Annotated in this window: 12 protein-coding genes; 5 read left to right on the top strand and 7 right to left on the bottom strand. The window is 66.7% G+C overall.

Features of this window, described 5'->3' with window-relative positions; genetic code table 11:
- Nucleotides 1-4: 4 nt before the first annotated feature.
- Nucleotides 5-1,981: an AMP-dependent synthetase/ligase gene (locus NGJ44_RS01620; protein ID WP_251862900.1), complete on the bottom strand. Its 1,977-nt coding sequence runs from the start codon at nt 1,979-1,981 to the stop codon at nt 5-7.
- Between the two features lie 164 nt (nt 1,982-2,145).
- On the opposite strand from NGJ44_RS01620, the gene NGJ44_RS01615 reads away from it, so the two are divergent.
- The 3 genes from NGJ44_RS01615 (at nt 2,146) to NGJ44_RS01605 (ending at nt 3,962) form a co-directional block, all read left to right on the top strand.
- Nucleotides 2,146-2,844: a Crp/Fnr family transcriptional regulator gene (locus NGJ44_RS01615; protein WP_053245618.1), complete on the top strand. Its 699-nt coding sequence runs from the start codon at nt 2,146-2,148 to the stop codon at nt 2,842-2,844.
- 71 nt (nt 2,845-2,915) lie between these two features.
- A complete protein-coding gene (locus NGJ44_RS01610) occupies nt 2,916-3,371 on the top strand; it encodes a MarR family winged helix-turn-helix transcriptional regulator (RefSeq protein ID WP_053245619.1) in 456 nt (151 codons plus the stop codon).
- Between the two features lie 165 nt (nt 3,372-3,536).
- Nucleotides 3,537-3,962, top strand: a complete 426-nt coding sequence (locus NGJ44_RS01605; protein WP_053245620.1) for an organic hydroperoxide resistance protein — start codon at nt 3,537-3,539, stop codon at nt 3,960-3,962.
- Between the two features lie 74 nt (nt 3,963-4,036).
- Here NGJ44_RS01605 and NGJ44_RS01600 read toward each other — a convergent pair whose 3' ends face one another.
- From NGJ44_RS01600 to NGJ44_RS01580, 5 genes are all read right to left on the bottom strand, one after another.
- Nucleotides 4,037-4,759, bottom strand: a complete 723-nt coding sequence (locus NGJ44_RS01600) for an ABC transporter ATP-binding protein (protein WP_251862899.1) — start codon at nt 4,757-4,759, stop codon at nt 4,037-4,039.
- Between the two features lie 19 nt (nt 4,760-4,778).
- Nucleotides 4,779-6,698: a branched-chain amino acid ABC transporter ATP-binding protein/permease gene (locus NGJ44_RS01595; protein ID WP_251862898.1), complete on the bottom strand. Its 1,920-nt coding sequence runs from the start codon at nt 6,696-6,698 to the stop codon at nt 4,779-4,781.
- Nucleotides 6,699-6,701: 3 nt separating this feature from the next.
- Nucleotides 6,702-7,574, bottom strand: coding sequence for a branched-chain amino acid ABC transporter permease (locus tag NGJ44_RS01590; protein WP_053245714.1), 873 nt, complete (start codon nt 7,572-7,574; stop codon nt 6,702-6,704).
- Nucleotides 7,575-7,866: 292 nt separating this feature from the next.
- The gene (locus NGJ44_RS01585; protein ID WP_053245715.1) at nt 7,867-9,030 is read right to left on the bottom strand and encodes an ABC transporter substrate-binding protein; all 1,164 of its coding nucleotides are present in this window, start codon (nt 9,028-9,030) and stop codon (nt 7,867-7,869) included.
- A 269-nt stretch (nt 9,031-9,299) separates the two neighbouring features.
- Nucleotides 9,300-9,932: a LysE/ArgO family amino acid transporter gene (locus NGJ44_RS01580; protein ID WP_251862897.1), complete on the bottom strand. Its 633-nt coding sequence runs from the start codon at nt 9,930-9,932 to the stop codon at nt 9,300-9,302.
- Nucleotides 9,933-10,110: 178 nt separating this feature from the next.
- Here NGJ44_RS01580 and NGJ44_RS01575 point away from each other — a divergent pair, with 178 nt between their 5' ends.
- On the top strand, nt 10,111-11,052 hold the full coding sequence (locus NGJ44_RS01575) for a LysR family transcriptional regulator ArgP (RefSeq protein ID WP_251862896.1): 942 nt from the start codon (nt 10,111-10,113) through the stop codon (nt 11,050-11,052).
- Nucleotides 11,049-11,540 (top strand): copper chaperone PCu(A)C, encoded by a 492-nt coding sequence (locus tag NGJ44_RS01570; RefSeq protein WP_053245717.1) that lies wholly within the window; start codon nt 11,049-11,051, stop codon nt 11,538-11,540. The genes NGJ44_RS01575 and NGJ44_RS01570 overlap by 4 nt, the downstream gene beginning before the upstream one ends.
- Nucleotides 11,541-11,570: 30 nt before the next feature.
- Here the strand turns inward: NGJ44_RS01570 and gdhA are convergent, their stop codons facing one another.
- Nucleotides 11,571-12,917, bottom strand: coding sequence for an NADP-specific glutamate dehydrogenase (gdhA, locus tag NGJ44_RS01565; protein WP_053245718.1), 1,347 nt, complete (start codon nt 12,915-12,917; stop codon nt 11,571-11,573).
- Between the last annotated feature and the right edge of the window lie 412 nt (nt 12,918-13,329).

Below are 13,329 nucleotides of genomic sequence, written 5' to 3'. Positions count from 1 at the left end.
ATGTCTATGCGGCTCGGGCGGTGATGGCGGGAAAGGTCCGGGCGGAGCGGATCTTCAGGTCGGCGGAAATCTTGCCGACCCGGCCGTCCTCGAATTTCACTTCGGTTTCGATGAATTGCGTCGGCCTGTCGCTGAAGAGCGCTTCCACCAGCACGCCGTACTTTTGCGCGATGAAGGCCCGGCGCACCTTGCGCGTGCGCGTGAGCTCGTCGTCGTCCGGGTCCAATTCCTTGTGCAGGATGAGGAACCGGCTGACCTGCGAAGCCGAGAGCTTGGGGTCGGCCGCCAGATCGGCGTTGACCTTCTCGACGCATTCGCCGATAAGCTGGTACACCTCGTCCTTGCCGGCCAGGTCGGTGTAGCCGGCGTAGGGCAGCCCGCGCCGCTCGGCCCAGTTGCCCACGGCTTCCAGGTCGATGTTGATGAAGGCGCACACGCGGTCGCGTCCCGCGCCGAAGGCCACGGCTTCCTTGATGTGCGGGAAGAACTTGAGCTTGTTCTCGATGTACTTGGGCGCGAACAGGCTGCCGTCGGCCAGCTTGCCCACGTCCTTGGCGCGGTCGATGATCTTGAGCTGCCCGTCGGTGTCCAGGTAGCCCGCGTCGCCGGTGTGGAACCATCCGTCTTCGCTGCGCGCCTCGGCGGTTGCCTGCGGATTGCGGTAGTACTCCTTGAAGAGCCCGGGGCTCTTGACCAGGATCTCGCCGTTGCCGGCCACGCGGATGTCCACGCCCGCCACGGGCGGGCCCACGGTGTCGTCGCGCACCTGGCCGTCCGGCTGCACGCAGACGAACACCGAGGTTTCCGTGGAGCCGTAGAGCTGCTTGAGATTGATGCCGATGGAGCGGTAGAAGACGAACAGATCGGGGCCGATGGCCTCGCCCGCCGTGTAGGCCACGCGTACGCGGCTCATGCCCAGCGCGTTGCGCAGCGGACCGTAGACCAGGACGTTGCCCAGCGCATAGCGCAGGCGGTCCCAGGCGCCCACGGACTTGCCGTCGAGGATGCGCGCGCCGACGCGGCGCGCCAGGTTCATGCAGGCGTGGAACAGTTTGCGCTTGAGATAGCCCGCATCTTCCATGCGGATCATGACGTGCGTGAGCAGGCCTTCCAGCACGCGCGGCGGCGCGAAGTAATACGTGGGGCCGATGTCGCGCATGTCGATGGCGACCGTATCGGGCGACTCGGGGTGATTGACGGTGAACCCGCTGACCAGCAACTGGGTGTAGGAGAACATGTTCTGCCCGATCCAGGCCGGGGGCAGGTAGGCCAGCACGTCTTCGCGGTCGGTCAGCTTTTCCATCTCGGCCACGGCGCGCGCGCGGTCGATGAGCGCGTGGTGCGTGAGCACCACGCCCTTGGGCTTGCCGGTGGTGCCCGAGGTATAGAACATGGCGGCCGGGTCGTGCGGCTGCACGGCCGCCACGGCGGCGTCGAAAAAGCCGGGATGCCGTTGCGCATGCTCGCGCCCGGCCTCTTCCAGCTGCTCGTACGAACGCAGCATGGGGTCGGCATAGTGGCGCAGGCCGCGCGGGTCGTCGTACACCACGTGGCGCAGGGCGGGGCACTGCCCGCGCACTTCCAGCATCTTGTCCACCTGCTCCTGGTCTTCGACCACGGCGACGCCGACTTCGGCGTCCTGCAGCACGTAGACCATTTCCTGCGCCACGGCGTCCTGGTAGAGCGGAACCGGGATGGCGCCCAGGCACTGCGCGGCCATCATGGCCATGTACAGGCGGGGGCGGTTTTCGCCGATGACGGCGACGTGCATGCCGGGGCCGATGCCCAGGGCCGCGAGGCCGTTGGCGGCCAGGCGCACGTGGTCGGCCACCTGCGACCAGGTCAGCGTCTGCCAGATTCCCAGGTCTTTCTCGCGCATCGCGGGCCGCGAGCCCCTTGCGCTGGCATGTGCGAGCAGCAGCGCGGGAAAGGTGTCCAGCGCCGCCGGCGTGCCTGCCGATGCGGGCGTTGAGTGTGCCACGTTGTCTCCTCCGGTTTGGGCCCGCCGCCGCGGCGACTTCGAGAGTGGCGCGCTGCGGTGCCTGACCAGCTGGTTTTAGATTTACGGCAACAGTTAAGGTATAAGGTTGGGTTGCTACCAACTGTCACCATCGCGACATTCAAGGAATTTTTAGGGTATTCCCGATGCAGCCATCCGACTCCCTGCGATTCGCCGCGGCGTGGTTCCGCCTGCTCAGCGATGAGCAGCAGGCGCGCGTCGAGCGCGACGTGTCGGTGCAGCAGGCGCCGGCCGGATCGATCATAGAACGCAAAGGCGAGCCGGCACAGGCCTGGATAGGCGTGCTGGCCGGCCTGATCAAGGTCTCGGTCGGCAACGCCGAGGGCAAGGTGGCATCTCTTACCGGCGTGCCGGCCGGCGGCTGGATCGGCGAGGGCTCGCTGCTCAAGCGCGAGATCCGCAAGTACGACATCGTGGCGCTGCGCGATTCGGTGGTGGCGCGCATGCCGGCGGCCACCTTCGACTGGCTGCTGGACAACAGCATTCCCTTCAACCGCTACCTGCTCGACCAGTTGAACGAGCGGGTGGCGCAGTTCATCGGCAAGGCGGAGTACGACCGCCTGCTGGACCCGGACGCGCGGGTGGCCCGCTGCCTGGGCGAGCTCTTCAACCCGCTGCTCTATCCGGGCATGGGAATGCGCCTGGCGATCACCCAGGAAGAAATCGGCTACCTGGCGCGCGTCTCGCGCCAGCGCGCGAACCAGGCGCTGCGCAGGCTGGAAGAGGCCGGCCTGCTGAAGGTGGAATACGGGGCGGTGCGCGTGCTCGATCTGGAGGGCCTGAAACGCTACGGCCCGGGGCAGGGGCAGGATCCCGCGGCCTGATGAACGCGATAGGAAAATTTCATGGCCGCCGCGGCTTGACCGTTAAATAGTGCGCTATTTAATATTGCGCTATGAAAATCAAGGCCAAGCCCCAAACCGATCCGCTGCTGCTGGACAACCAGCTCTGCTTTGCGCTGTACGCCACGTCGCTCGCCATGAACAAGGCGTATCGCAAGCTGCTGGGCAGGCTGGGCCTGACCTATCCGCAGTACCTGGTGATGCTGGTGCTCTGGGAAGGCGACGGCTTGACGGTTACCGACATCGGCGAACGCCTGTTTCTCGATTCGGCCACGCTGACCCCGCTGCTCAAGCGCCTGGAGGCGGCGGGGCTGTTGGAGCGGACCCGGGCGCGGGAAGACGAAAGGCAGGTCATCGTCAGCCTTACGCGGCAGGGCCGGGAGCTGCGCGCCCAGGCCGAAGGCATCCCGTCGGCGATCGGCGCGGCCGCTCAATGCTCGGCGCAGCAGGCGCAGGAGCTTGCCCGACTGCTCCACGACTTGCGTGGACGGCTCGCGGAAAACGGCTGAAGGGCGCGCCCGCGCCGCGGGCGCACGGGATATGAATAGTGCGCTATTCAATAGCGTATTAGAAGAAATGCCGCAGTGTGGCAATACGGCAGAGGCGCCGCGGCGGAATGGCCCGCGAGGCGCAGCAGTCTCCCAACGTGTTTTCATTCTTTGAGGAATCCGATCATGTCTCTCGAAAAAGTTCTCTATCGCGCCAGCGCCACCGTCACCGGAGGCCGCGAGGGCCGCGGCGTGAGCGACGACGGCGTGCTGGACGTCAAGCTGACGACGCCGCGCGAGCTGGGCGGCGCGGGCGCGCCGGGCACCAATCCCGAGCAATTGTTCGCGGTGGGCTATTCCGCCTGCTTCCTGGGCGCGATGAAATTCGTGGCGGGCCGCGACAAGATCGCGATGCCGGCAGACGCGTCGGTGCAGGGCGTGGTCGGCATCGGGCCGATCCCCACGGGCTTCGGCATCGAGGTGGAACTGAAGATCTCGCTGCCCGGCATGGACCGCGCGCAGGCCGAGAAGCTGGTGTCGGCGGCGCACACCGTCTGCCCGTACTCCAACGCCACGCGCGGCAATATCGACGTGACGCTGACCCTCGTCTGAGGCGGCGCCATCCGCCGCGCCGGCCCGCGCAACCGGGCCGGCGTCGGCAGGCGCCTTTCGGAGGGTCGACGCGCCTAGTGCGAGCCGCCCAGGTACGCCGCCACCACGGCGGGATCGTGCCTGAGCTTGTCGGCGCTGCCGTGTACGGAGATGCGGCCGTTCTCCAGCACGTAGCCGTAGTCGGCCACGTTCAGCGCGGCTGCGGCGAACTGCTCCACCAGCAGCATGGTGACGCCTTCTTCCTTGAGCCGCCCGATGATGCGGAAGACTTCTTCCACCAGAATAGGCGCGAGCCCCATGGAAGGCTCGTCCAGCAGCACCAGCTCCGGGTTGAGCATGATGGCGCGGGCCATGGCGAGCATCTGCTGTTCGCCGCCGGAGAGCGTGCCCGCGAGCTGGTTGCGGCGTTCCTTGAGGCGGGGAAAGAGATCCATGGCGCGATCCAGGTCGGCCTGCACGTCGCCCTTGGGGCGGCTGCCCGTCAGGCGCGGAAACGCGCCCAGCAGCAGGTTGTCGGTGACCGACAGGGTCGGGAACACGCGCCGGCCTTCGGGCGAGTGGGCCAGGCCGAGCCGCGCGATGCGGTGCGATTCCAGGCCGTCGATGCGCGTGCCGCCGAAGCTGATCTCGCCCGCGGTGGGCCGGATCATGCCGGACAGGGCGCGCATGGTGGTGGTCTTGCCCGCGCCGTTGGAGCCGATGAGAGTCACCACCCTGGCCTTGGGCACTTCCATGCTGATGCCGTGCAGCACCTTGACTTTGCCGTAGCCGGCCTCGAGGTTCTTGATCGATAGCATTGTCGGTTTCCTCTTTGCCTCAGGCCGCGGCGCCGCCGAGATAGGCTTCGATGACCTTGGCGTTGCCCTGCACTTCGGCGGGCAGGCCCTCGGCGATCTTTTGCCCGAAGTCGAGCACGGACACGGTGTCGCACACGCCCATCACCACGTCCATGTGGTGCTCGATGAGGATCAGCGTGATGCCGTGGTCGCGCACCTTGCGGATGATGGCGAGCAGCTCGGCGATGTCGGGAGCGGTGAGGCCGGCGGCCGGCTCGTCCAGCAGCAGCAGTTGCGGGTCCAGGGCGAGGGCGCGGGCGATCTCGAGCAGGCGCTGCTTGCCGTAGGGCAGGTTGCGCGCCTCCTCGGCCGCCAGGGATTCCAGGCCCACGAATTCCAGCAGCGCCATGGCGCGGGCGCGCGCCTGGCGTTCTTCCTTTTTCCAGCGCGAGGTGCGCAGCGCGATGCCGGCCAGGCCGGTGGAGAAGGTGTGGTGCAGCCCCACGAGCACGTTCTCCAGCGCCGTCATCTCCCCGAAGAGCTGCACGTTCTGGAAGGTGCGGGCCACGCCCACCGCGGCGATGTCGGCCGGGGCCAGGCCCACCAGCGACTTGCCGGAGAACTCCACGTCGCCCGCGGTGGGCACGTAGATGCCGGTAAGCACGTTCATCATGGTGCTCTTGCCGGACCCGTTGGGCCCGATGAGTCCATGGATGGTGCCGCGCCGCACTTCCAGGTTGACGTCGTTGAGCGCCTTCAGGCCGCCGAACTGCATGAGTACGCTCTTGGCGCGCAGCAGGACGCCGCTGCCGCGGGCGGCGTCGGGCACGGCCTCCTGGCGGTGCGCCAGTTCCCGGTCCACGGCCAGGGCCTTGCGATGCGCGGAGAAGAGCAGGTTGCGCACGAAACCCACGATTCCGTCGGGCAGGTAGTACACGACGAACAGGATCATGGCGCCGAAGATGGTGAGCCGCCAGTCGGTCACGGTATCGAGCCAATAGGAGAACGCGGCCAGCAGCACGGTGCCGGCCACCGGCACCGCCACGCGGCGGACCGTGGCGGCGCCGCGCGCCACCGCGACGGCGCAGCCGGCCGCCACCACGATCGCCACGCCCAGCGCGATGAGGCGGAACGAGTCGATGTCGTCGAGCATCTTGGGCAGCAGCACGATGATGGACGCGCCCAGCAGCGCGCCGGTGCGGCTCTTGCGCCCGCCCATGATGATGGCGAGCAGGAACAGGATGGTGAGCTCGAAGTTGTAGGTATTGGGCGAGATGTACTGTTCCGAGTAGCCGTACAGCGCGCCCGCCAGCCCGGCAAAGCCGGCGCTGATGACGAAGGCGTAGACCTTGTGCCGGTACACCGACACGCCCATGCAGTCCGACGCGATGGGACTGTCGCGCAGCGCCTCGAAAGACCGTCCCAGGTGCGACTTGAGAATGCGGTGCACCACGATGAGCGCAAGCACCATCAACGCGGCCACCAGCCAGAAGTACTCGCTCTTGGTGAGCACGTGGCCGGCGATGGAGGGCTTGGGGATCTTGATGCCCAGCGGACCTTCGGTAAGAAAGGTCATCTCGTTGATGAGGATCTGGATGATGGTGCCGAAGGCCAGCGTGACCATGGCCAGGTACGGTCCCGTGACGCGCAGCGCGGGCAGCGCCAGCACCGCGCCGAAGGCGGCCGCGATGAGAATGGCCGCCGGCAGCGTGACCCAGATCGGCAGGTGCAGGTGGAAGAACAGCACGCCCGCCACGTACGAGCCGATGCCGAACAGCCCCGCATGGCCGAGCGACACCTGGCCGGTATAGCCCACCACGATGTCGAGCCCGAACAGCAGGATCGCATAGATCATGATGGTTTCGATGAGGTGCAGGTAATAGGTGTTGGTGACGCCCAGGGGCACGGCGGCCAGGCAGGCGATGGCGGCGACGGAAAGCGCGATACGCAGGGATTTCATGGCTTACACCTTCTTGATCGCGGTCTTGCCGAACAGGCCGGCGGGCTTGAAGGTCAGCACCAGCAGCAGCAGCACCAGCCCCGGCACGTCCTTGTAGCCGGTGGAGAGATAAAAGCCGGTGGTGGTTTCGGCAATGCCCAGGATCAGTCCGCCCACGACCACGCCCAGCCCGCTGGACAGGCCGCCGATGATCGCCACCGCGAAGGCTTTCAGGCCCAGCACCGCGCCCATGGTGGCGCCCGTGAGCGTGAGCGGCGCCACCAGCACGCCGGCGAAGGCGGCGGTAAGCGAGGACAGCGCATACGAAAAGGTAATGACCAGCCCGGTGTTGATGCCCATGAGGCCGGCGGCGTCCCGGTCGTTGGAGGTGGCCACGAAGGCCTTGCCGTAGATGGACTTGCGGTTGAACAGCTCGACCAGCAGCATCATCGCCAGCGCGCCGAACACCACCAGCAGTTCCATGGGCAGCACATTGGCGCCGAAGAGCTTGATGGGAGACTCGGGCAGCGGCGACGGAAACCGCAGGTCGTCGCGGCCCCAGACGTTCTCGGCCACGTTCTTGAAGATGATGCCCAGCGCGATGGTGGCCATGATCCAGCCGAACTCCGAACGCGTCTTGATCGCGGGGCGCACGCCCACGCGTTCGACCAGCGCGCCCTGCGCCAGGCCGAACAGGCAGACGAGCGGGATCATCAGCCAGTAGTTCACGCCCAGGCCCACGAGCGTCAGGCCGACCAGCGCGCCCAGCATGAGGGACTCGCCCTGGCCGAAATTCAGCGTGCCGGACGTGGCGAAGGTGAGCTGGTACCCGAACGCGATGACGGCATAGATCATGCCCAGCGCGATACCGCTATAGATGAGCTGTAGAAGAATCATGGTGTGTGTTCGTGACGCCGGCATTCCGCTCCATGCTGCATGGGCGGAACGCGGTGTTCAGTTGTCCAAGGCGCAGCGCGCCACCTGCATTGCATGCAACGGGCATGACCCGATCGGCCGGGCCGGTGCGCCGCGCCCAAGGGAAGGACCGTCCGACCGCGGCCACACGGCTGCGCCGTCGCAGCGTCTTTCCTTCAAGGCGAAACGCCACCGTCCGGCAGGGCCGCCCCGAACCCAGGTCGTCGGGCGGTTCCGGCTACGCCGGTCCGCCTGCGGCGCATGGGGCGGGCTCCTACTGCGCCTTGACCACTCTGCCGCCCTTGACCTCGCCGATCACCACTTCCTTGACGGTGATGGCGTCATGGTTGTCGCGCGTGAACGGTTTGTTGTAGGTCATCACCACGCCTTCGACGGGTGTCTGCAGATTTTCGAGGGCTTCGCGGATCTTCGGGCCTTCGGTGGAGTTGGCCTGCTTGATGGCGGCGGCCAGCAGATAGATCGAGTCATAGCCCTGCGCGGCCGACACGGGAGAGTCGATGCGGTTGTTCTTGGGCTTGAACTTCGCCAGGTAGGCGTCGATAAAGGCCTTGCGCCTGGGCGTGTCGGGCTCCTGGATGAAGGTCTGCGGCATGCGCGCGCCTTCGCCGTTGGCGCCGGAATTGTCGATGTAGTTGGCCATGGACAGCGTCCAGCTCCCGATCATGGGAACCTTCCAGCCCAGCTTGGCCATGCCGTTGGCGATCTGCGCCAGCTCGGGGCCGATGCCGTAGGTGAGGATCGCCTCCGCGCCCGCTTCCTTGGCCTTGAGGAGCTGCGCCGTCATGTCCACGTCCTTGATGTTGAACTTCTCCACGGCCAGGGCCTTGACGCCCTTGGCCGCCAGCGCCTTTTCGAGGTCTTCGCGGCCCAGCTGGCCGTAATTGGTAGAGTCCGCCAGAATGGCCACCTTCTTGTAGCCGCGCCGCGTGATGGCCTCTTCGACGATCATGGGCGCCTGGATGCTGTCCTTGGCGGAATTGCGGAAGACGTAGTTCTCGGGATACTCCGGCGCCTTGAACTGTTCGGTGATGACGGTGCCGGTCGCCACGTTGTTGAAGACGGGGATCTTCGCGTCCTGGTAGAAGCGCTGCGAAGCCAGGGCCACGCCGGTGTTGATGTAGCCCACCGTGGCCACCACCTGCTCCTTGTTGATCAGCTCCTGGGCGATCTGCACGCCGCGCTCGTTCTTGGCTTCGTCGTCGCGCTCCACCGCCACAAGCTTGCGACCCAGCACGCCGCCGTTCTTGTTGATTTCCTCGATGGCCAGGCGCACGCCGTCGCGCATGCTGACGCCCATGGACGAGGATCCCCCGGTGTAGGGCCCGGATACGCCGATCTTGATGGCGTCGGCGGCGTGCGACGCGGCCGACACGGCAAAGATCAGGGTTCCTGCAAGCAGCTTCAAACGAAAATCCATTGATGTCTCCGTTGTCTTGGTGGAACTGCATGGAAAACCGGATGCCGGCGCCTGGCGGCGTGTTGCGGTGTTGGCGCTCCTCCTGTTGCTGCGAACAGTGACTGTCGGCTCCGTCACTTACGCGAATCTGACCGCGGGGCGCTTGTCGGTATAAATCCCTAGTTAATGGACACCGGCATGCCTGTCATTGCTGCGCCGCAAAAGAAAAAGCGCCTGCTCCCCGGGGGAGAGGCGCTTCGGCGCGGCAGGCGGCGGGCAGGCGGGCGGCTTCAGACGCCCTTGAGCGCCAGGCTCGCGGCCAGCGAGGCCATTACGACGGCGATCACGCCGTCCAGCACGCGCCAGGCCAGCGCGCTGGAAAAGAATGGGGCGAACAGCCGCGAGCCGATGCCCAGCACGGCCAGCCAGAGCAGGCTGGCCGTCAGCGCGCCGGCCGCGAATGCCATGCGCGCGTCGTCGAAACCGTGGGCCAGCGAGCCCACGACCACCATGTCCAGCCAGAAGTGCGGGTTCAGCAGCGAAAACCCCAGCGCGCCCAGTATGGCTGCGCGGCGCGACGGCACCACGTCGCGCGCGGCGGCCAGCCCGCCCTGCGCGCGCCAGGCGCGGCACGCCGACTGCAGCGCGTACCAGGAGAGAAAGGCCACGCCGAACCACAGCACGGCGGTCGTGAGCCAGGGAAACCACTGGGTGAGCGCCCGCAGGCCCGACACGCTGGCGAAGATGAATACGGCGTCGATCAGGGCGCATACCGCCATCACGCTCAGCAGGTGGGCGCGCATGAGGCCCTGGCGCAGGATGAACGCGCTCTGCGCGCCCACGACGGCGAACAGCCCCAGTCCGGTGGCGGTGCCGCTGGCCCAGGCGGTAACGAATAGGGGGGAGGAAAGCGTGGCGAACATGACTGGGTACAACCTGTTGTGTGTGCGAAACCCGGCGCGGCGCGCCTGCGGAAATGCCGGCCGCCGCGGGTTGCGCGGCGGCCTGGCAGTATTGTGGCTTGCGTGCGATATGAAATAAAGCTAATTTTCCTTAGCTATATTAAGCAAAACTAATCATCGGGAACGGGAGCGCATACGCATGAGAATCGACCATGGCAACCTGCGCGCGCTGGCGGCGGTGGTGCGCGAAGGCAGCTTCGAGCGCGCCGCCGTGGCGCTGAACGTCACGCCGTCGGCCGTGTCGCAGCGGATCAAGTCGCTCGAAGACCGCATGGGGCGCCTGCTGGTTCAGCGCACCGTGCCGGCGGCGGCCACGGCCGACGGCCAGGTGCTGGTGCAGCTGGCCGAGCAGACCGCGTTGCTGGAGCACGAAGCGCTCAACCGCCTGGGCGTCGCCGACGACGAGGTTCCGCACGCCAGCATTCCGGTGGCGGTCAACCACGACAGCCTGGAAACCTGGTTCGTGGAGGCCGCGCTGCTCTTCTCGGCGCGCACCCGCGCCACGCTGGACATGCGGCCCGAAGACCAGGACCACACGGCGGCGTTGCTGCGCAACGGCGCGGTGCTGGGCGCGGTGACCACGCTGGCCGACGCGGTGCAGGGCTGCCGCATCCACGCGCTGGGCAGCATGCGCTATGTGGCGACCTGCACGCCGGCGTTCCATGCGCGCTATTTCGCGCAGGGCGTGAGCGCCGCGACGCTGGCCCGCGCGCCGGTGCTGGTGTTCAACCGCAAGGACGCCCTGCAGGCCCGTTTCGCGCACCGCATCGCCGGCCGCGAAGCCTGGCAGCCGCCAGTGTGGTGGGTGCCTTCCACGCGGGCGTTCGTGCAGGCCACGCTGGGCGGGCTGGGCTGGACCATGAATCCCCTGCCGCTGGTCCAGGAACACCTGGACGCGGGCCGCCTGGTGCTGCTGCGGAGCCGGGCGTGGGAAGATGTGCCGCTCTACTGGCAGCATTGGCGGGTAAACTCCGAGGTGATGGAAGCCCTGACCGAGTCGGTCCTGTCAGCCGCCCGCAGCCTGGTCCGGCGGCGCCAGCGTCTGTTCCCAGGCCCTGTTCACAAGGAGGATGTCTCATGAAATTCCGCACCTGCGCCGCCATCGCGGCGTTTGGCCTTTGCGCGGCCGGATCGGTCTGGGCCGGCGACTACAAGGTGGGCCAGATCGAGGTGGACGATCTCTGGGTGCGCGCCTCGGCGCCCGGCCAGACCAACGGCGCGGGCTACCTGGATATCGACAACGATGCCAAGACGCCCGACCGGCTGCTGTCGGTGACCTCCAGCGCGGCCGAGCGCGTCGAGCTGCACACCGTGCAGACGGAGAACGGGGTGGCCCGGATGCGCCAGGTCGACGGCGGCATCGCCGTGCCGGCCGACGGCGAGGTGAAGCTGCGCCCGGGCGGCTACCACGTCATGTTCATCAAGCTGAAGGCGCCCTTCGCCGAGGGCGGCACCGTGCCGGCCACGCTCAAGTTCGAGCGGGCCGGCGAAGTGGCCGTGCAGTTCAAAGTGAAGCCGGCGGGCCACATGCCCGGCATGGACCATGGCCACGGCGGGATGAAGCACTGAGCCGGCTCCGCCCCGCCGCGGGCGGTTCCGTCAGTACAGCCCTTGCTGCCGCATCGCGTCGGCCACCTTCACGAAGCCCGCGATGTTGGCGCCGTCCAGGTAGTTCACGTATTCGCGCTCGGTGTGGCCGTGGCGCACGCAGTTTTCGTGGATGTCGCGCATGATGGCGTGCAGGCGCGCGTCCACTTCCTCGCGCGTCCAGGACAGGCGCGCCGCGTTCTGGCTCATTTCCAGGCCCGACACGGCCACGCCGCCCGCATTGCTGGCCTTGCCGGGCGCGTACAGCACGCGCGCGGCGATGAAGGCCTTGGCGGCCTCGAGGGTGGCCGGCATGTTGGCGCCTTCGGCCACGCACAGCACGCCGTTCTTGATGAGCGTCTGGGCGTCGGACAGCTCCAGCTCGTTCTGCGTGGCGCAGGGCAGCGCCACGTCCACCGGCACGTGCCAGGGCCGCTTGCCCGCTTCGTAGGGCAGCCCGAACTCGCGCGCATAGGTATCCAGGCGCCCGCGCAGGTCGTTCTTGATGTGCATGAGGGCGACCAGCTTTTCGTGGGTGAAGCCGGCCTCGTCCACCACGGTGCCGCCGGAGTCGGACACGGTGACCACGCGCGCGCCCAGCGCCATGGCCTTTTCGATGGCGTACTGGGCCACGTTGCCCGAACCCGATACCGATACGCGCAGCCCGTCGAAAGAACGGCCGACGCGCTTGAGCATTTCTTCGGCGAAGTACACCGTGCCGTAGCCGGTGGCTTCCGGGCGGATCAGGCTGCCGCCGAAGGTCAGGCCCTTGCCGGTGAATACGCTGGCCGTGGAGTTGGACAGCTTTTTCATCATGCCGGCCATGAAGCCCACTTCGCGCGCGCCCACGCCGATGTCGCCGGCCGGCACGTCGGTGTCCGGACCGAGGTGGCGATAGAGCTCGATCATCAGCGCCTGGCAGAAGCGCATCACCTCGGCGTCGGACTTGCCCTTGGGATCGAAATCCGAGCCGCCCTTGCCGCCGCCCATGGGCAGGGTGGTGAGGGAGTTCTTCAGCGTTTGCTCGAACGCCAGGAATTTCAGGATGGACAGGTTCACCGAGGGGTGAAAGCGCATGCCGCCCTTGAACGGGCCGATGGCGGAGTTGTGCTGGATGCGGAAGGCGCGGTTGACCCGGGCCTGGCCCCGGTCGTCGGTCCAGCAGACGCGGAACTGGATCACCCGTTCGGGCTCGACCAGCCGCTCCAGCAGGGCCTGCTCCGCATAGTGGGGATGCTTTTCGATGAAAGGCCAGAGGCTCATCATGACCTCCTGCACGGCCTGCATGAATTCCGGCTGCTGCGGATCGCGCGCGGCCACGCCACGCAGGAAGTCGTCCAGGCTCTGCACTTTCAACATCCTCTCCTTGGATGCCCCGGATGGGGGCAAAAAATGCGCCGGATCAGGGCGCCTATATTCGTTTTGGTGCAGATGACGCACCGACGTGGTGCGGAATTGTAGGATCAAAATGTTGCCCTGCGCAAAATAGGAAAATGCTCCAGGGCATTGATATACAAGGAAAAATTTTGCTATTTAAATGGGGTCGTATTAACGTGGAACGGATGGCGGCTCCCTCGTATCTACCGGCCCTGTTTCGGTAAACCCAGCAAAATTGCCAGCTTCAGACATGTCCCCAATAAATTGTGCCGTGTGAAACGGGGGCGGGACGAGGCCGTCCCTTGCCGGTTTGGCAGGCAGTCCCCGCTTTTCCCAGCCCTGTGGGGTGTTTGGGCTTATGTTACGTCCCTTATTTATTGGGGCGCTTGCGCAA

Source organism: Achromobacter sp. Marseille-Q4962 (assembly GCF_943737005.1).
In the GTDB taxonomy this organism is placed as follows: domain Bacteria; phylum Pseudomonadota; class Gammaproteobacteria; order Burkholderiales; family Burkholderiaceae_B; genus Achromobacter.
Note: the sequence above shows the minus strand (reverse complement) of the source record. Positions and strands in the feature narration are given on the sequence as shown.

Bases quoted from the DNA above. Each gene is read 5' to 3' on its own strand.
- NGJ44_RS01615 (WP_053245618.1), top strand. From the start codon at position 2,146: ATGCAGCCATCCGACTCCCTGCGATTCGCCGCGGCGTGGTTCCGCCTG.
- NGJ44_RS01610 (WP_053245619.1), top strand. From the start codon at position 2,916: ATGAAAATCAAGGCCAAGCCCCAAACCGATCCGCTGCTGCTGGACAAC.
- NGJ44_RS01605 (WP_053245620.1), top strand. From the start codon at position 3,537: ATGTCTCTCGAAAAAGTTCTCTATCGCGCCAGCGCCACCGTCACCGGA.
- NGJ44_RS01600 (WP_251862899.1), bottom strand. From the start codon at position 4,759: ATGCTATCGATCAAGAACCTCGAGGCCGGCTACGGCAAAGTCAAGGTG.
- NGJ44_RS01595 (WP_251862898.1), bottom strand. From the start codon at position 6,698: ATGAAATCCCTGCGTATCGCGCTTTCCGTCGCCGCCATCGCCTGCCTG.
- NGJ44_RS01590 (WP_053245714.1), bottom strand. From the start codon at position 7,574: ATGATTCTTCTACAGCTCATCTATAGCGGTATCGCGCTGGGCATGATC.
- NGJ44_RS01585 (WP_053245715.1), bottom strand. From the start codon at position 9,030: ATGGATTTTCGTTTGAAGCTGCTTGCAGGAACCCTGATCTTTGCCGTG.
- NGJ44_RS01580 (WP_251862897.1), bottom strand. From the start codon at position 9,932: ATGTTCGCCACGCTTTCCTCCCCCCTATTCGTTACCGCCTGGGCCAGC.
- NGJ44_RS01575 (WP_251862896.1), top strand. From the start codon at position 10,111: ATGAGAATCGACCATGGCAACCTGCGCGCGCTGGCGGCGGTGGTGCGC.
- NGJ44_RS01570 (WP_053245717.1), top strand. From the start codon at position 11,049: ATGAAATTCCGCACCTGCGCCGCCATCGCGGCGTTTGGCCTTTGCGCG.
- gdhA (WP_053245718.1), bottom strand. From the start codon at position 12,917: ATGTTGAAAGTGCAGAGCCTGGACGACTTCCTGCGTGGCGTGGCCGCG.